This window comes from Mesorhizobium sp. C120A (assembly GCF_030323105.1).
In the GTDB taxonomy this organism is placed as follows: domain Bacteria; phylum Pseudomonadota; class Alphaproteobacteria; order Rhizobiales; family Rhizobiaceae; genus Mesorhizobium.
The window spans coordinates 6,280,760-6,297,282 of the sequence record NZ_CP100476.1 but is presented as its reverse complement, the minus strand read 5'-3'; the positions used below and the strand labels follow the sequence as shown (position 1 = coordinate 6,297,282).

The following is a 16,523-nucleotide window of genomic DNA, read 5'->3' as shown; positions in this document are numbered from 1 at the left end:
GATGACGCGCACATTCACGACTCGCGACGGCTCCGGATGGGTGCCGGAATATCTCACCGCCATAGACGGCACGACCTGCATCGGCTGCGGCCGCTGTTTCAAAGTCTGCTCGCGCGAGGTCATGCGTCTTTACGGCGTCGATGACGCGGGTGAAATCCTCGGCGCCTGCGACGGCGAAGACGACGATTTCGATGGCGAGCTCAATCGCATGATCATGGTCGTCGACAATGCCGGCAGCTGCATTGGCTGCGGAGCCTGCGCCCGTGTCTGCCCGAAGAACTGCCAGACCCATGTTGCGGCCGACCAGGTCGCAGCATGATCTGAGGAGACAAAACCAGGAGAACGGCGTTGCCCTTAAAAATCTTTTGTCGCGTCCTGGGGCTGGTGCTGTGCAGCACCGCACTGACTGTCTACTTCGCTTCTCATTCCATCGGCACAGTAGTCGTCACGACGCTGGCTTGTTCGCTGCTCCTTCAGCTGGCGTATTTCGCAAGCGTGCCCTTTCTAATCTGGCGGTCTGACTGCGTTAGCCGAGCTGGCCAAAGGGCTGAGCATTTCGACAAGTGCAAGGAAGTCGAATCAGAGCCAGACCTTCATGAGGTGACGAACGAATCTGCAGAGTTGCTCCAAAGTCAAATGCTAGCCGCATCGCTGCTGCTCCCTTGAGGCAAAACAAGATCAGCTCGGATTCCCGCCACTTTCGGTAAACCATGGACTTGGGGCTGATCGTGCGCTTGAGACGGGCGGAGGTAACCGCATCCCGAGACATCTAATGGCGGGAGATGTAGCTGGGGTTCCGTAGGTGTGATAGCCGTCGCAGTACGCCGGCGGGTTGCTTCGTCTCGATGACGAGCGCGGCGCTAAAGCTCTTCTGCAACATCTCAGAGCGCAGCCGGCATCAAATTAAACACACCTTGTGGACGGGCTGGGTGCATAGCTCATTTCGGCTCGATCACGTGTTGCTGGAAAAACATGCTGCAAAATTTCGAACGCTATCCGCTCACATTTGGACCAACGCCATCGAGAAGCTCGACCGCCTCGGCAAGCATCTAGCGGTAAAGGTGGGAAGTCTATGCCAAGCGCAGCGATGATGCCCATTTTCGATAAATGAGCGCGCAGCGCATTGAATTGCCTGAGTCCGCTGATGAACCATCGCCGCTGCCTCCAACTGCCGCTAGACGTTGCGAACGCTGTAGACGCGGAAATCCGCATCCAACACGGCGCGTACCTCATCCCGACAGCAGGTCGGGAACGGTGTTGTGGTAGATCGCCGCGCGATCGGCAGCACTTTGCAGATCACCTCGATCCCATGCGCCTCGCGCTGATCGTCAATGAAGACGATCATGGCTCGACGATCGATTCCGCCTGCCCGCGCTCGCCTTGATGTCGTTGGCCTGCCGAATCACACGGTTCTCGCGTTCCAGAGTCCTCAGCTTTGTCGCTACATCGGCAGGCACACCGGAACGCAGCCGCTGTCGCGCTCGGCCTTTTTCACCCACTCATTGAGCGTCCGCGCCGTGCAGCCGATCTTGGTGTGGTCGACGAGACCGCCGCCCACAGCGAGGCATGCTCGCCTTCGTAAGGACCAGCCGAACCACGGGTTTGGACTGAGGAGAGAGCGACTGTCTTGGCTGTCAAGTTGTTTGCCACGGTTTTGGTCTCGGACGATTGCGTGGAGGATGGTGAGGAGCTTTCGCATTGTGGCAACGACGGCGACGATCTTTGGATTGCCGGCTGCGACGAGGCGGTCCCGAAGGGCTTTGAGGACGGGATTGTGCCTGATGGCAACCAGGGCAGCCATGAAGAGGACTGCGGCGCACGCGGCTTCTGCCGCCGCCGATGAAGCTCTTGCCGCGCCATCTGCCTGATTGCGTCGTCCATGGCGCGAGGCCGGCGAGCGCGGCGATCTAGCGATGATCCAGGCTCCCCAGTTCCGGCATTCAGCGATCGTGGTGCGGGCAACAACAGGACCAATGCCTGGCACCGAAGAAAGCAACTTTCCCTTTGCCCGCCAGACTGGCGACTTACGGATATGATCATCCATGTCGGCATCGAGACTTGCGAGTTCGCACCTGAGCACGGTCAGCAGCCGCATGATGCCCCTGTCTGGCGGTGACTGTGCGTGCACGATTCTCTTCAGCCACGATCATCTGCATGGCGCCGGCGGGCGATGAGCTCGGCGAGGGCCTTGGCTTCGCCATCGCGCAACGGCCGCAGTTCCGGCTTGGTTGCAGCAACCAAGGCTGCGATCACGGCGGCATCGATGGGGTCGGTCTTGGCTCGCTTGCCAAGCGCATTGGCGTAGGCTCGCACCTGCGCCGGATTAAGCACGACACCGCCAAGCCCGCGCCCGCTAGCGCAGCAACCGCCATAGTCTCAAAACCGCCTGTCGCTCCAAAGCCACGACGCTCGCAGAAAGCGCTGTCAGTTGTCGAAACAGATCCCACCCCGGCATGCTGCCCAGCCAGAATGGCTCTCCGGAAGGCGCGACATGCACGTCCAGCCGATCCTTCGAAACATCGATACCAACGATGATTTCCATCCTGTCCCATCCTTGCCTAATCGGGCTTCGCTTGCGGCCCAGTGACGAAGACCCAAGCTCTCCCGCGGGCTCAGTGGCCCAAAGATGGTTCGGTCTTGCGTCCGCCACCGCACCTGCATCAATAGCAGAGTCGGCAACTTCCAAGTTACAAGGTTGGTGGTCGTCTTGCTCGGTATGGCTCCGCTTTCTCAGGAGTTGGAGCCTCCTTCAACCCGGCGCGTTCATCGCCTCACCCCTCAGGCTCGATTGCTAGGCGCGATGCGCAGAAATCGCTTTTGGCCTCTGCTCAGCCTGGCATGATTTTTGAACCGCCTCTCGTGAGGCGGCAGGCGCCCGCGAGCGATATTTAGTTCTTGGGGCGACGGCGATCACTGGAGCGAAGAAGGGAGCAGGATGTCAAGTCAATCAGCAAATGCGGAACGCGGCAGAATTCAGGGGCGAAGCACGATTTCACGGCAACCTACAATCGCAGGTGGCCGCACGTCTATTTTCGGGCGCATCAGGCCCTAGACTATATGATTCCAGATCGGGCCAAGCCGGTCTTCGAAAGCATCTTCGCCGATTATCGGCGTGTCCGAAACAAGACGAAGTTGAAGATAGTCGATGTCGGTTGCTCGTATGGTGTCAACGCTGCCTTGCTGCGAACCAATCTCGACCTGGACGATCTGTATGCTGCCTACCTGGAACCCAGTGGATCGCTGTCGCGCCAGGAGGCGATCGAGCATCGTGCCTTTTTTCGCAATCAGGGCCTCCGTGACGACATCCAGTTCGTCGGCGTGGATCCATCGTTCCGGGCTGTTCGCTATGCGCTCGATCTGGGCCTGTTGGAGGCTGGCGTCACGGCTGATCTCGAAACTCGGGATTTAACCATCAAGGAACGGAGCGCACTCGCGGATGCCGACATTCTTATCAGCACGGGCTGTGTGGGTTACGCCACTGCGGCAACCTTTGCACGCGTGTATGAGGCGTCGGCGACGTCACGCCCATGGGTAGTAGCCTTCGTAATGCACCCTTTCAGTTATGACGACATCGCAGCGGCCCTTCGGGCTTTCTCATTGGAAACAAGGCTCGTAGAACGGTTCAGGCAGCGCCAGCGCCGCTTCTCCACATCGACGGAACGGCAGGCGATCCTGAAGACTATGGGCAAACTCGGCATAGAGGATCGCCTAGAGCGCACGACGGGCTATATCTATGCGTCCTGCTACATTTCCGCGCCGCCAGGCGAAGCGCTCTAGGCCTTGTCATCGACGGATACATCTGCAGGAGAGGTGGACTGCTCGCGGCACCTCACCTGAGTTCTTGGTCCTAGCTGCCAGAAAGGCAGCTCCACGCGCTGGGTGATCTCCTGCTGCGGTGCTGCCAAATTCTTGCTCGACTCAGGATCAGCATTGAGCAGTGGAGCTACCCCCCAACTGGGCCCACATTCCGATCACGGTTTTCATTCCGCCAAGGTCTTTAGGCGGCCATATGGATGGCCAGCGCATATTCCGGTCGCATCGGCTGATCGGCTTATGGGAACAACGACGCAGGGTTCCAGTAGCATCTCTGACCATCGCAGCTCAGTGGTAATCGGAAATACAGGGTAGTGTGCTGAGAGTTCTGCAAATTCGCTGAGAGGGGGCGGTCATGGCAGGCTGGTGATTGTTCACGTCACCTGATTCCCGCGAAGGAACGCCACCATGACCAAGACTGAAAGTAAGACCGCCAGCGCTGCCGTCAAAGACATTCTGCTTTCGAACCCGGATGGATTGCACGAAGTGATCTGTGCGGTGATGCAAGAGGTGCTCGAGGCGGAGATGGACGAGGCGCTGGGTGCTTCGAAGAGCGAACGCACGCCGGAGCGGCTTGGCTACCGCTCAGGCTATTATGGCCGCACGCTTGTCACCCGTGTCGGCAAGCTTGAGCTGCGGGTTCCGCAGGACCGGGCCGGCCGCTTCTCCACCGAGCTGTTCGAGCGCTATCAGCGTTCGGAGCGGGCTTTGGTGGCAACGCTTGCGGAGATGTATGTGCAGGGCGTGTCGACCCGGAAGGTGAAGGCGATCACCGAAGAGCTGTGCGGCCATGCCTTCTCGGCCTCGTCGATCTCGGCCATCAACAAACGCCTGGACGAGAGCCTGAAGGCGTTTGCCGAGCGTCCGCTTCAGGAGCCCTTTGCCTACCTCATCCTCGACGCCCGCTACGAGAAGGTGCGCGAAGCCGGCATCGTCATGAGCCAGGCGGTGCTGATCGCGGTCGGCATCGACTGGGACGGAAGGCGCCAGATCCTGGCCGTGGAAATGGCTAATCGCGAGAGCCGCTCGGCTTGGAGGGACTTCCTCGTCGCCCTTAAGGGGCGTGGCCTCAAGGGCGTCGAACTGGTCGTGTCCGACGACCATGCCGGCCTGGTGGCGGCGATCGGCGAGGTGATCCCGGAAGCGGCATGGCAGCGCTGCTACGTGCACTTCCTCAGGAATGCGCTCGATCACCTGCCGCGAAAGCACGGCGACGACTGCCTGCAGGAACTGCGCTTGGCTCTACGACCGGCGCGATCTCGCCGAAGCCAAGGCCGATCTGGCTGCATGGCTTGCCAAATGGTCGGGCCGCTATCCACGACTGACGACGTGGGTGGAGGAGACCATCGAATACACGCTGACCTTCTTTCGCCTGCCGCGTCAGCACCATAAGCACCTGAAGTCCACTAACATGCTGGAGCGGCTCAACGAGGAAATCCGCCGGCGCACTTATGTCGTGCGCATCTTTCCAAATGCCGAAAGCTGCCTGCGCCTCGTCAGGGCGCTCGCCGTCGAGACCAACGAAAACTGGATGGAGGCCAACCGATACATCAACATGGACGATCTGCGCGAGCACAAGAAGCTCGCTCTTCGCCAAGCCGCATGACCAGCATCATGGCCGCCCCATTTTGCAGAACTTGACGCACACACCAATACAGCCAAAGTGAGTGATGATCCTGTGGCTGAAACGATCGAGCTTATAATTCACGGTCGGAGCTCATCCTGTGCGACAGTCCGGGAGGGGCCGCAGACTCGTTTTCATCGTCAATGGTTGGAAATGGCGTGATTGACCAACTGATCAAGTCGACGGCACGCTGAAGTATCGCCTCGGTGCGAGGCAGACTGGATGAAGCTGCGATGACATGTCCCAGACAGTCTCGAAAATCGCCGTTTCTGACAATCGGCGTCTTGGGCTCAATATAGAACTTGACCTCGGCAACATCTGATAACGCGACCGCTTGACTATGCCCGTCGACCCAGTCAAGGGTGCCATCGCGATCAGCAATCAGGTGCCGAGCGGCCGCAATGTTCGAATGCTTTCTGCGCAAATCCCAATCATTGCCGATGAGAAGGTTTATATGCTCGGTGATGAGATCGACACCGTAAGCCAGACGAACGAGTTGAGGAAACGGCGTGCCAGCAAGGCGCGGATTGACTTCAATGACGAGCGGGCCGCGCTTAGTCCACCGGAGCTCAACGTTCGTTGGCCCCCAGCCAAGGCCGAGAGCACTCAAGCAACTCAGCGAAACACCGGCGATACGATTATACTCGTCGTGAGTCAGCGCGGCCGGAAAGGTGAACCCACGACAGACAAAATGCGGGGGGCAAGCGAAGTCACCGGTACCAATTGCAACGACTTCATTTCCCATTATCTCAGCGGTATAGTATGGCCCTTGCGCGAATTCCTCGACAAGCATCTTTGACGACCGCCCTATGGGCTTCCCGCTCAGCAGATGGATCGTGTGTTCGACTACCTCATCGGCAGTGCGGCACAGTCGGACACCGGCGCTGCCGCTGCCCACCGCAGGCTTAACTATCACGGGCAGTCCGATCTCCCTGGCAGCATCCTCTGCCTCCGCTGTATTGGCCGCTAAGCGATAAGCAGGTATCGGAACGCCTGAGGCCGCGAGAAGTTGACGCTGGGTGTACTTATCGCAGCATTGTTCAACAGCTCTCGGGTTAGGTCCAGGTAGACCGAAGTGCAGGCAGAGCTTGCCAGCCATCACACAGGCCAACTCATCAGCGCGCGAAAACCCAGTAATGCCAGCGATGGTATAGGTCTCCCATAATCGGGAACATTCCCGGATCAGCGAATTAAAATTGTCCGTATCTACTTGGATTGCCTGGATGCGTTCCGCCGCAAGATAGTCGTACTGAGCTGGGTCAGCCGACAAGGTAATTGGATAAACCCCAAGACGTCGGGCTGCTTCGACATATTGCAGACCCATGCCGCTGTGACCTTCAACAAGGATAAGTGCTCTTCTTGCCATTGGCTGCCGAGTCCGACGTTGGGCTGTGCTTCGGTCCGAGCGTGGATCGGCACTAGCTGTTTGTCCGTGCCTGGCCACACACTCCGGCTGAAAGTAACATTAGCAGCAGTCGGTCGTAGGAAAAATTTTGTAAAATGTATTTTAATGTTTTGTTGCGGTTTTTTTTGCGAGCCGTGTAGCACGCCGCCTTTCGACCAACATCAGAAAGGACCTTGCTTTCGCATCAGCCTAAATTGTCCAGTTTACAGTTTTGTGCCCGAACGATTTTGAGAAGAGATGGCGGGACTGTCAGGAATTCTGTGCGCAAGGCCGGTTTTGTCATTGGCTGACGAACCTGTTGCCGAAGACGACGGCGAACTGGGTCTTTGCCTCAAACCACTCGCGCGGCGGTCGTTTCCATTCCTCGGCCGCGTGGTTCAGCACCAGATATTGCAGCTTCATGGCCGCATCGGCGCGGCGCAGCTTGGAGTTCAGCGCCTCTATGGCGTTCGTAACCGTATAATCATGACGGTGCCATCCGATCCCCGCTGGAGATGAGCGATTTTCGGCGTATGGTGCGACCATCCGGGACTGGGGCACCGGGAGCACGCCAAGTGCGGGCAGGCCGATTTATTCGATGAGCTGCGAACTCGCGTTAGTAGCTGACCGCCCCTGCGACCTGCCCGGTTGCGCCGAGAGCGCGGATCCGTAGGTGTCGCGTCGCCCGCCGGCTCCCGACTGTTTGAGGAGAGCGAGCCGATGAGACGTGTGATTGGAATGGACATCCACCGCACCTTTGCGGAGGTGGTGGTTTGGGAAGGCGGCCGGCTGCGCCATCACGGACGGGTCGGCATGACCCGCTCGGGACTGGAAGGGTTCGGCCGAAGTTTGCGACGGACGGTTGAGGTTGACGTCGAGGCCACGGGCAACGCCATGGCGGTGGTGCGGCTTCTGTCGCCCTATGTCGGCCGGGTGATTGTCGCCAACCCGATGCAGATGAAGGCGATCGCCCATGCCATGATTAAGACCGACAAGATCGATGCCGGCGTTCTGGCGCAGCTCCATGCCAGCGGCTTTCTGCCGGAGGTCTGGGTACCTGACGAGCGGACCGAGCGGCTTCGCCGCCTCGTCGCGCGGCGCAACCAGGTAGTTCGGCATCGCACGCGCGTGAAGAACGAGGTGCATGGCATCCTGCAGGCGCACCTTGTGCCGAAGGGCCCGCATGCCGATCTGTTCAGCAATCGCGGTGCGCCTGGCTCGAGCGGCAGGTGCTTCCCGACGACGAGCGGGCCGCTATCGCCCGCCACATCCGGGACATCGATCGCTTGGCCGAGGATCTGGCTGACCTCGATCGCGACATCGCCCGGGCAGCGGTTGATGATGCGCAAGTCCGGCGCCTTCAGACGATCACCGGCGTCAATGTCATCGTCGCGAGCGGTATCATCGCCGCGGTCCGCGACATCCGGCGGTTCCGCGAACCGCAGAAGCTGGTGAGCTACTTCGGCCTCAATCCTCGTCGGTCTTGGCTTGGCGCAATATGGCCGGATCAGCAAACATGCGCGTTCCCATGCCCGCGCCATGCTGGTCGAGGCCGCCTAGCCGGCCGGTGCTCCAGTGGCCGACGTCTTCATCGACAACCACCGCCTCTGTAAGGCACGGATCCGGGACGTGCTCGCACAGCTTGCGACGCCAGGCGCGACGTAACGTCATGCAGCTATGAGTACCAATCCTACAATGCATTAAACAATCGAGCGGAGAAACTCGCAGTTACTTGCGAAACCGAGCGAACGATGCAGCTTCCGATCGCCTGGAGGTCCGCAGCCTTTCATCAAGTACTCTCACTGCGAAACTTCGTCTCACCAAGCTCCAAAAGTCAGCGCTGGGCATCCATACTCGCCGCCTCAAAGGGGCCTAATAGGTCCATTACTGATGCTAACCCTTAGCAAACAACGTGACAGCACCTGCCGGGGTGTCGAGTACTTGACCTGGTATGCTCGACGTACCCGCCCGTGCACTCTCTAAGCGATGAGTTGATGCGCAGATATCGCTTTTGCGGGTCGCGTCCCCACAGGTGGTGTAGCTCGGCGGTAGCGAAGCCGCTCGCGAGCGCGCTCTCGATAGCGCTGTAGATGCTATGGGCGGCGGCGAGCGTGTGGCACCCTCGGCGCTGTTGAGCAGCTACCTAAGGAGCGCCCCCATGTCACCATTCTTTGATGCAAGCAGATCCCTTACCGCCCTTGATCAGGACAGCACGTTGGTCGCAGTGATTGAGATGAGCCAGACAAAGTGGCTCATTGCTGCGACAGTCCCTGGCTTTGAACGTAGTCCTCTCAAGAAGCTCGATGCCGACCCGGATTCGGTGCTCAGGCTGTTGCGCCGCTGGCGCAGCGAAGCCATCCAAGCCGGGCGCGAAGTCCGGCGCATCGTTGTCGCCTATGAGGCTGGACGCGACGGCTTTTGGTTGGCGCGCTGGCTCCAGGCGCGCGCTGTCGAGGCTTATGTCATACATCCATCGAGCGTCGCGGTTTCCCGCGAACATCGGCGCGCCAAGACCGATCGCCTCGATACCGAACTGCTGATGCGCGCCTTTCTTGGCTGGCTGCGGGGCGAGAAGCGCCACTGCAGCATGGCAGCCATCCCAACCATCAATGAGGAGGAGGCTCGCCGTCCGAACCGTGAACGAGACAATCTCGTCCGCGAACGTACACGGATCGTCAATCGCATCAAGGCAATCCTCGCTCGCTTCGGCATTCGCGCCTTCAAACCCAATCTGCGCAAAGCTGCCGAGAAACTGGAGGCTCTGCATACGGCGGAAGGTATGCCCCTACCGGAACGAAGCCGAGCAGAGTTGCGCCGTAATCTCGGACGGCTTCACCTGTTGCGTGAACAAATCCACGAGATCGAACAGGAGCGGTTGCGGCAGCTCTCGGTGGTTCCAGACACGGAGAAGGGTCCGCTTGCAATGGTTCGCCTTCTTTCGCGGATCATCGGTGTCGGTATCGAGACTGCGGACATGCTGGTGAATGAGATTCTCTCACGCGGCCTGCGTGATCGGAGAGCCGTCGCTCGCTATGCCGGACTTACCGGGGCGCCGGATGAGAGCGGCCAACGCAGGCGCGAGAAAGGTCTCGCGCGGGCCGGCAACGCTCGCGTCCGCTACGGCATGATCCTATTGGCTTGGCGGTTCCTCCAATTCCAAAAGGACAGCGCGCTGGCGCACTGGTTTTGCGCGAGAACGGCCGATGGCCGTGGCGGTACGCGCAAGACAATGATCGTGGCTTTGGCGCGCAAGCTACTGATTGCATTCTGGCGACTTGTCACGACCGGCGAGATCCCGACGGGAGTAGCCCTGCGTCCGGTATAAAGCATGGAGGAGCGTTCGACAGGACGAGCATTGAAGTTTGGCAGCTGCAATAGCGTCTGCCGATAACGGATCCGAGGTGGTGGTGATCCCGGTCGCTCACATGGCCTTACGACGCCGCGCTGTAGAATGGGCCCACCGCCCGGAGCTTCGCCGCCGATGCGTATGGCTGCATCATGGTTTTTGATCCGCGCGGATCAACCGCATACAAGCTTGCGGCGCGTTTACGGCGCCTGATGGCGAGCTCCCCTCGGTTTGCAAGTTATAGACCTCTACAAACAGGGCACCTGCCGGCTCAATGTAACGCTGCCGCCGTGCTCGTGACCATCAAGGGCAAGTCGCTTCGCGATGGCCAAAGGACCACCCTTGACCGTCACTGCGCGCGGCGCCCCAATGGACCCCTCGGAGCCAAAGCAGGAACAAATGGTCGCCACCGCTGAACAAGGAGACGGAACGACTGAAAGATCACGTTGACAAAGATCACCCCATACAAGCGAGCGAGCGGCTTTGCGGTGGTCATCGACAGTTCGCCGGTAAGGTCGGGTTGCTGATACCAACCTGATTCGAAGGAACCATCGATGACCGACGACATGATGAACCTGCGCGCGCTCGTGGAGAAGACTCCGGATTCCGATCTCTTGCGCGAGATGATCGGCTTTGCCGCCGAGCGGCTGATGGAGCTGGAGGTTGGGGCCGCCACCGGCGCCGCCTATGGCGAGAAGAACCCGTTGCGCACGGCCCAGCGCAACGGCTATCGCTAGCGCGACTGGGAGACGCGGGCCGGCACCGTCGAGCTGCGCATCCCCAAGCTCAGGAAGGGCTCCTACTTACCCGGTTTCTTGAACCGCTCCGCAGGCCGAGAAGGCGCTGACCGCCGTCATCCAGGAGGCCTACGTCCAGGGTATCTCGACCCGCTCGGTCGACGACCTGGTCAAGGCCATGGGCATGAGCGGCATCTCCAAAAGCCAGGTCTCGCGGCTCTGCGAAGAGATCGACGGCAAGGTCAAAGCGTTCCTTGAAAGACCCATCGAGGGCGATTGGCCATATCTGTGGATCGACGCCACCTACCTGAAGCGCCGCGGCGGCCGCATCGTCTCGGTCGCCGTCATCATCGCTGTCGGCGTCAATGCGGACGGCCGGCGCGAGGTGCTGGGCATGGAGGTGGGCACGTCTGAGGCCGAGCCGATCTGGACGGAGTTCCTGCGCAAGCTGACCCGCCGTGACCGCGCGGCGTCAAGCTCGTCGTCTCCGATGCCCATGAAGGCATCAAGGCGGCCGTCACCAAGGTGCTGTGCGCGACATGGCAGAGGTGCCGCGTCCACTTCATGAGGAACGTGCTGGCCCATGCCGGCAAGAGCGGGCGCCGCGTCGTCTCCGCTTTCATCGCCACCGCCTTCGCCCAGGAAACGCCCGGGGCCGCAAGCACGCAATGGCGCGCCGTCGCCGACCAGATCCGGCCGAAGGTGCCGAAACTGGCGACAATCATGGACGACGCCGAGCCCGACGTGCTTGCCTACATGACCTTCCCGAAGGAACATCGCGCCAAGCTCCACTCGACCAACCCGATCGAGCGCCTTAACGGGGAGATCACGCGGCGCACCGAGGTCGTCGGCATCTTCCCAAATGATGACGCCATTCCGCCTGGTGGCGCGATCCTGCTCGAACAGAACGACGAATGGGCCGTGCAGCGCGCCAGATACATGACGCTGGAAACCATCAGCCAAATGAGCGATGATCCTCTTATCAGCCTGCCAGCCGTGGCACGCTGATCAGCCCGGCCCCATGCCGGAGAGCGCGGCGACCAAGTCGTCAGCTACACCACTCCCTGGGATACGATCTTTTTGCGGCCTCTGCTCAGCCTGGCATGATTTTTGAACCGCCTCTCGTGAGGCGGCAGGCGCCCGCGAGCGATATTTAGTTCTTGGGGCGACATTGCGATCACTGGAGCGAAGAAGGGAGCAGGATGTCAAGTCAATCAGCAAATGCGGAACGCGGCAGAATTCAGGGGGCGAAGCACGATTTCACGGCAACCTACAATCGCAGGTGGCCGCACGTTTATTTTCGGGCTTGTTTGGCCGTGGACTATATGATTCCAGATCGGGCCAAGCCGGTTTTCGAAAGCATCTTCGCCGATTATCGGCGTGTCCGAAACAAGACGAAGTTGAAGATAGTCGATGTCGGTTGCTCGTATGGTGTCAACGCTGCCTTGCTGCGAACCAATCTCGACCTGGACGATCTGTATGCTGCCTACCTGGAACCCAGTGGATCGCTGTCGCGCCAGGAGGCGATCGAGCATCGTGCCTTTTTTCGCAATCAGGGCCTCCGTGACGACATCCAGTTCGTCGGCGTGGATCCATCGTTCCGGGCTGTTCGCTATGCGCTCGATCTGGGCCTGTTGGAGGCTGGCGTCACGGCTGATCTCGAAACTCGGGATTTAACCATCAAGGAACGGAGCGCACTCGCGGATGCCGACATTCTTATCAGCACGGGCTGTGTGGGTTACGCCACTGCGGCAACCTTTGCACGCGTGTATGAGGCGTCGGCGACGTCACGCCCATGGGTAGTAGCCTTCGTAATGCACCGCTTCAGTTATGACGACATCGCAGCGGCCCTTCGGGCTTTCTCATTGGAAACAAGGCTCGTAGAACGGTTCAGACGGCGCCAGTACCGCTTCTCGCCGACGGAACGGCAGGCGATCCTGAAGACTATGGCCAAACTCGGCATAGAGGATCGCCTAGAGCGCACGACGGGCTATATCTATGCGTCCTGCTACATTTCCGCGCCGCCAGGCGAAGCGCTCTGACGGTGCTGTCGCTTGTTTGCCATGGCGGCATGAAAACTGTGACCCGATATGGAGCTAAGTAGGTCCCGCTGCTCAATGCTGACCCTTGCCTCAAGGCGGCGACCGGCGCCGCCGTTGATCTCCTCAGTTCAGATCGCGTGGAAACTCCTTGACGTCTTCGCGATCAACGACGACCTCGTCGCCAGCACGCGCAACGAGGTGGGTCTCCATGCGCCAGACATCACGTAGCGCTCGTACCGTCGCCGAAACCATAACTCTGACGTCCCAGTCGCCTCGGCCATAGGAATTCTCCCAAGTCACGGTCCCCCGTGCCGAATTCGGATCGTCTGGAAGGACCACGAAGACGTCTGTCTGCCTAGCCGAGACAGTGATGCCGGTGTGCGGATGACGCACGGTCCCGCCATCGCTGACGACAGTGTAGGTGGCTTCCCCGGTGATCTGGTTGGTCGTAACCTCGCGCCGGAAAGGCTCGCCCGCCTTGATCACTTCCTGCGCCATCGGCGTTGCGCTTTCCGGTCCTTCAAACGCTGCGAGCCTCGCGTCCAGCTGCTGTGGCTTGCGCAACGGCAGGATTAGTCTGCTGCCGGCGCAATGAATCGACAGCGTCGCCTTCTCCGGTCCTGGAAAGACGATCGGCCAATGCGCGGTGGCGATGGCAAGGCGTATGCGCTGACCCTTCTCGAAGCGCTGGCCACAGGAACGCAACTTGAAGCGCACCGTCTCGGGATTGCCAGGCTGCATTGGCTGGAGCTCGAGATCGTCATGCCTATGCGTGAGGTTCAGAATGCCGTAGCTAACGCGCGATGCGGCGCCGTCTTTCATCACCAGCGACAGCGTCGCCGAGATAAGCGCAACCGGCTTGTCTGAGGCGACCTTTACTTCGAGTTCCGGGAAGCCGAGAATTTCCACGGCTTTTTCCAGAGGTTTCGTTTCGAAGATAAGCGCATTGCCAGCTTCCATGCGCTGATCTATCGGCAAGGTCGGATCCACGCCATAGCCGCACCAGGCCCCCGACGAGAGTCCCCCGTCGAAGGTGAACAGATCGTCAGCACGTCGTCGCTGCTGGCGCCCTCGGCAAGGAGGCCCGGCGAAAGGGCTAGGGAGCGTTCGCTTACACCGGCTCCTGGCCATGACAACTCGGCAACCCATCGGCCTGGGCGCTCATCATAAATGGCAGCCGGCGGACACGGGTCTTGCATCCATGCCCGTAGCATCGGTTCTTGGCCAATGCCAGTATCGATCCCCTTGAGATACTGATCCCACCAGCGCAGGCATTCCTTGAGAAAACCAATGCGCGGTCCGGGCATGGCGAAATGCGGATATTTGTGACCCCACGGACCGATCAGGCCCTTTCGGACGCCAGGCAGTCTTTCGAGCATGCGGAAGATCGGGTTGGGGTAGCTGTCAGCCCAGCCGCCGACCGCATAGACCGGGATCTCCACATTGGAATAATCTTCGCAGATCGAGCCGTGCTTGTAGAACTCATCACGACGCTGATGCTCGAACCAATCCTTCATCCACATTCCGTTACCGTTGAGGCGGCCTTCCCAAATCTCACGCCAACGGTCGCCGACGATGAGCGGGTCGGGGGGCGATATGGCGATCGCCCAGGCGGTGGTGCCCCAGCCCAGATTGTCGCCCATCTGGGCGCCGCCGAGATAATGGATGTCGTCATTATAGCGGTCGTCGGTAGAGCACAATGAGATGACAGCCTTGAGCGCCGGCGGACGCCTGGCGGCGACCTGAAGTCCGTTGAAACCGCCCCAGCTGATGCCGATCATGCCAACCACGCCGGAACACCAGGGCTGCCTCGCCAGCCACTCTATTACCGCCATGCAGTCGTCCTGTTCCTGCTTCAAATATTCACCCTTGCAAACACCTTCGCTGTCGCCGGTGCCGCGTATATCCACCCGTACGCCTGCATAGCCATGCCCAGCGAAGTAGGGATGGGTGAGCGCGTCCCGTTCCACCGTTCCATCGCGTTTGCGGTAAGGCAGGTATTCGAGGACGGCCGGGACCGGATCCGCCTCAGCGTCTTCAGGGACCCAGATGCGGGCAGCTAGCTTCACGCCATCTGGCATCGAGATCCAAACATTCTCGATCTCTCGGACCTTGCGCGGAAAATCGGTGACCACACGGATGTCTTTCATCGGACGGCTCTCGACTTAACTTGCGGCAGGTTGTCTCGGCGGCGCGCAGGACTGCACTGGCGGGAATTCACGGGTGAGGCGGATCGATCCGCACAACGGTGGAGGCGCCTGCGTTGCACTGTCATTAAGTCCTTCAGGCCGGTACGGTAGGGAAAGGCGGCCAATTTTGGCGGCTCTGCTCGAACTGGCCCACGATGATGACGCTCTCATAACAAAGCGGGGATAGCCTATTGCCATTCATGAGCTGTGAACTCCTTGCCGTGTCCGTCGAACATGTCAGCCCACCGACGTCGTTAGCTTCGTGAGTATCTTTTTCATCTCGTACCGCCTGCACCGTTGCAGTATTTGCGTCCTCTGAGCGGGTGGAATTATCACAGGATACTTAGCACCCGCGTTTGGAGAGACCGCGTCAAAATGTCTCCACCGTTGAAATACCGGCTGCATAAAGCTACGTGGTCTGAAATGTTCTTGGCCCTTGGGAGCAGGGTGCGGCAGGCCATTACGGCCGGGCGCAAGTAATGGCCAGGTGTGAGGACAACGGTATCGACTACATCTTCGGACTGTCCGGCGAGACTGGTCTCCGGCGGCTTGTCGACGAGAGCGCCACGTCCGCACGCGCCGCGCGCTCGAGCGCAAATCTGTGCTGCGGCTATGCCGAGACCCACTACAAGGCGAACTCCTGGAGGCTTGAGAGTCGCGTCTGCGCCCGCATCGAGGCAATTGCGATGGCCTCGACGACCGCGTCGTCGTCACCATTCTCGACAGTGGCTCGGCCGAGCACCTCTACGACGTGATCTAATGCGCCCGCGGCCAGGCCGAGATCCTGAACAAGATCACAAGAGCCAACTTGCCTCCGACCGCACCAGCTGCCGTTCGCCCATTGCCAACCAGATCCGCCTCGCCCTAGGCCAATAGTCGTGTGAACGAATGAGTTGCTCAGCGAGGTTGGCGGCGGGCCTGGCGATCGGCGACGCCGGGCTCGCCGCCTCTTTGTGCCCCGCCTCATGCCGTCGTCGCGGATCGGTTTGGATGACATAGCCCATGAAAGCGCGTGTCGGACGCCCGCGCAGAAGCCCGTTAGGTGTTGCCGCAGGTCGACGGATCTCGGCGAAAGGCCTGGGTCTTTGCGCTGCAGCCAATCAGCATTGTCCGGAGTTCGACAGCAATGTCAGAGAACGCACCAAGACTGTTGCTTAGAGTTCCACCCAAGGAGAAATACACGAAGTGTTCGGCTCGGCACGGCGCTTGCGTATGCTCTCGCAGTGCCGCAGGGGGTCGGACACCGGCCCATTCGCCATTTACGCGTGCTAGCCAGCAGCGGTGCGCCTCTAACTGATAGAAGCATCAAGTGAGCACGCCTCCGATTTGATGTGTCGAATGGATCAAGGTCTGCCGTGCCCGACACAGCTTGCGTCAATTGAGGCGTT

At 60.0% G+C, this 16,523-nt stretch carries 11 protein-coding genes and 5 pseudogenes; 10 read left to right on the top strand and 6 right to left on the bottom strand.

The genetic code is table 11. The annotated features are described in order from the left end of the window. The first annotated feature begins 1 nt into the window (after nucleotide 1). Together fdxB and NL532_RS30550 are read left to right on the top strand one after the other, a co-directional pair. Nucleotides 2–319, top strand: a complete 318-nt coding sequence (gene fdxB, locus NL532_RS30555) for a ferredoxin III, nif-specific (RefSeq protein ID WP_023829740.1) — start codon at nucleotides 2–4, stop codon at nucleotides 317–319. A 65-nt stretch (nucleotides 320–384) separates the two neighbouring features. Then, nucleotides 385–666, top strand: a complete 282-nt coding sequence (locus NL532_RS30550) for an exopolysaccharide production repressor protein (protein WP_245270374.1) — start codon at nucleotides 385–387, stop codon at nucleotides 664–666. A 508-nt stretch (nucleotides 667–1,174) separates the two neighbouring features. Here the strand turns inward: NL532_RS30550 and NL532_RS30545 are convergent. After that, complete coding sequence (locus tag NL532_RS30545) at nucleotides 1,175–1,345, bottom strand: hypothetical protein (protein WP_155923865.1); 171 nt, start codon at nucleotides 1,343–1,345, stop codon at nucleotides 1,175–1,177. 289 nt (nucleotides 1,346–1,634) lie between these two features. Beyond that, nucleotides 1,635–2,542 (bottom strand): annotated as a pseudogene (locus NL532_RS30540) (IS110 family RNA-guided transposase). 590 nt (nucleotides 2,543–3,132) lie between these two features. Here NL532_RS30540 and NL532_RS30535 point away from each other — a divergent pair. Continuing rightward, nucleotides 3,133–3,777, top strand: coding sequence for a hypothetical protein (locus NL532_RS30535; RefSeq protein WP_286487855.1), 645 nt, complete (start codon nucleotides 3,133–3,135; stop codon nucleotides 3,775–3,777). A gap of 444 nt (nucleotides 3,778–4,221) precedes the next feature. Further along, nucleotides 4,222–5,419: pseudogene (locus NL532_RS30530) on the top strand (IS256 family transposase). A 91-nt stretch (nucleotides 5,420–5,510) separates the two neighbouring features. Here the strand turns inward: NL532_RS30530 and NL532_RS30525 are convergent. Both NL532_RS30525 and NL532_RS30520 read right to left on the bottom strand, forming a co-directional pair. Beyond that, the gene (locus NL532_RS30525; RefSeq protein ID WP_031203655.1) at nucleotides 5,511–6,803 is read right to left on the bottom strand and encodes an ATP-grasp domain-containing protein; all 1,293 of its coding nucleotides are present in this window, start codon (nucleotides 6,801–6,803) and stop codon (nucleotides 5,511–5,513) included. A 318-nt stretch (nucleotides 6,804–7,121) separates the two neighbouring features. After that, nucleotides 7,122–7,322 (bottom strand): annotated as a pseudogene (locus NL532_RS30520) (IS256 family transposase); the annotation flags it as partial. Between the two features lie 219 nt (nucleotides 7,323–7,541). Between NL532_RS30520 and NL532_RS30515 the strand changes: the two are divergent. The 5 genes and pseudogenes from NL532_RS30515 to NL532_RS30495 all read left to right on the top strand — a co-directional run bounded on the left by NL532_RS30515 (nucleotide 7,542) and on the right by NL532_RS30495 (nucleotide 12,946). Further along, a complete protein-coding gene (locus tag NL532_RS30515) occupies nucleotides 7,542–8,276 on the top strand; it encodes an IS110 family transposase (protein WP_245270448.1) in 735 nt (244 codons plus the stop codon). Further along, a complete protein-coding gene (locus NL532_RS30510; RefSeq protein ID WP_286488171.1) occupies nucleotides 8,189–8,434 on the top strand; it encodes a transposase in 246 nt (81 codons plus the stop codon). The genes NL532_RS30515 and NL532_RS30510 overlap by 88 nt, the downstream gene beginning before the upstream one ends. A 545-nt stretch (nucleotides 8,435–8,979) precedes the next feature. After that, nucleotides 8,980–10,146, top strand: a complete 1,167-nt coding sequence (locus NL532_RS30505) for an IS110 family RNA-guided transposase (RefSeq protein ID WP_031203657.1) — start codon at nucleotides 8,980–8,982, stop codon at nucleotides 10,144–10,146. A gap of 575 nt (nucleotides 10,147–10,721) precedes the next feature. Further along, nucleotides 10,722–11,912 (top strand): annotated as a pseudogene (locus tag NL532_RS30500) (IS256 family transposase). Nucleotides 11,913–12,229: 317 nt separating this feature from the next. Continuing rightward, entirely contained in the window at nucleotides 12,230–12,946 is a 717-nt protein-coding gene (locus tag NL532_RS30495; RefSeq protein WP_286488170.1) for a hypothetical protein, read from the top strand. A gap of 123 nt (nucleotides 12,947–13,069) precedes the next feature. On the opposite strand, the gene NL532_RS30490 is transcribed toward NL532_RS30495, so the two are convergent. Both NL532_RS30490 and NL532_RS30485 read right to left on the bottom strand, forming a co-directional pair. Next, nucleotides 13,070–13,906, bottom strand: coding sequence for a CocE/NonD family hydrolase C-terminal non-catalytic domain-containing protein (locus NL532_RS30490; RefSeq protein ID WP_502882011.1), 837 nt, complete (start codon nucleotides 13,904–13,906; stop codon nucleotides 13,070–13,072). A gap of 8 nt (nucleotides 13,907–13,914) precedes the next feature. Next, on the bottom strand, nucleotides 13,915–15,096 hold the full coding sequence (locus NL532_RS30485) for a CocE/NonD family hydrolase (protein ID WP_286487854.1): 1,182 nt from the start codon (nucleotides 15,094–15,096) through the stop codon (nucleotides 13,915–13,917). A 494-nt stretch (nucleotides 15,097–15,590) separates the two neighbouring features. Here NL532_RS30485 and NL532_RS30480 point away from each other — a divergent pair. Continuing rightward, a pseudogene (locus NL532_RS30480) lies at nucleotides 15,591–16,002 on the top strand (transposase); the annotation flags it as partial. Nucleotides 16,003–16,523: the final 521 nt, after the last annotated feature.

Excerpts from the sequence above, each read along its gene's own strand:
- fdxB (WP_023829740.1), top strand. The coding sequence starts at position 2 with ATGACGCGCACATTCACGACTCGCGACGGCTCCGGATGGGTGCCGGAA.
- NL532_RS30545 (WP_155923865.1), bottom strand. The coding sequence starts at position 1,345 with ATGATCGTCTTCATTGACGATCAGCGCGAGGCGCATGGGATCGAGGTG.
- NL532_RS30525 (WP_031203655.1), bottom strand. The coding sequence starts at position 6,803 with ATGGCAAGAAGAGCACTTATCCTTGTTGAAGGTCACAGCGGCATGGGT.
- NL532_RS30515 (WP_245270448.1), top strand. The coding sequence starts at position 7,542 with ATGAGACGTGTGATTGGAATGGACATCCACCGCACCTTTGCGGAGGTG.
- NL532_RS30505 (WP_031203657.1), top strand. The coding sequence starts at position 8,980 with ATGTCACCATTCTTTGATGCAAGCAGATCCCTTACCGCCCTTGATCAG.
- NL532_RS30495 (WP_286488170.1), top strand. The coding sequence starts at position 12,230 with ATGATTCCAGATCGGGCCAAGCCGGTTTTCGAAAGCATCTTCGCCGAT.
- NL532_RS30490 (WP_502882011.1), bottom strand. The coding sequence starts at position 13,906 with ATGGAAGCTGGCAATGCGCTTATCTTCGAAACGAAACCTCTGGAAAAA.
- NL532_RS30485 (WP_286487854.1), bottom strand. The coding sequence starts at position 15,096 with ATGAAAGACATCCGTGTGGTCACCGATTTTCCGCGCAAGGTCCGAGAG.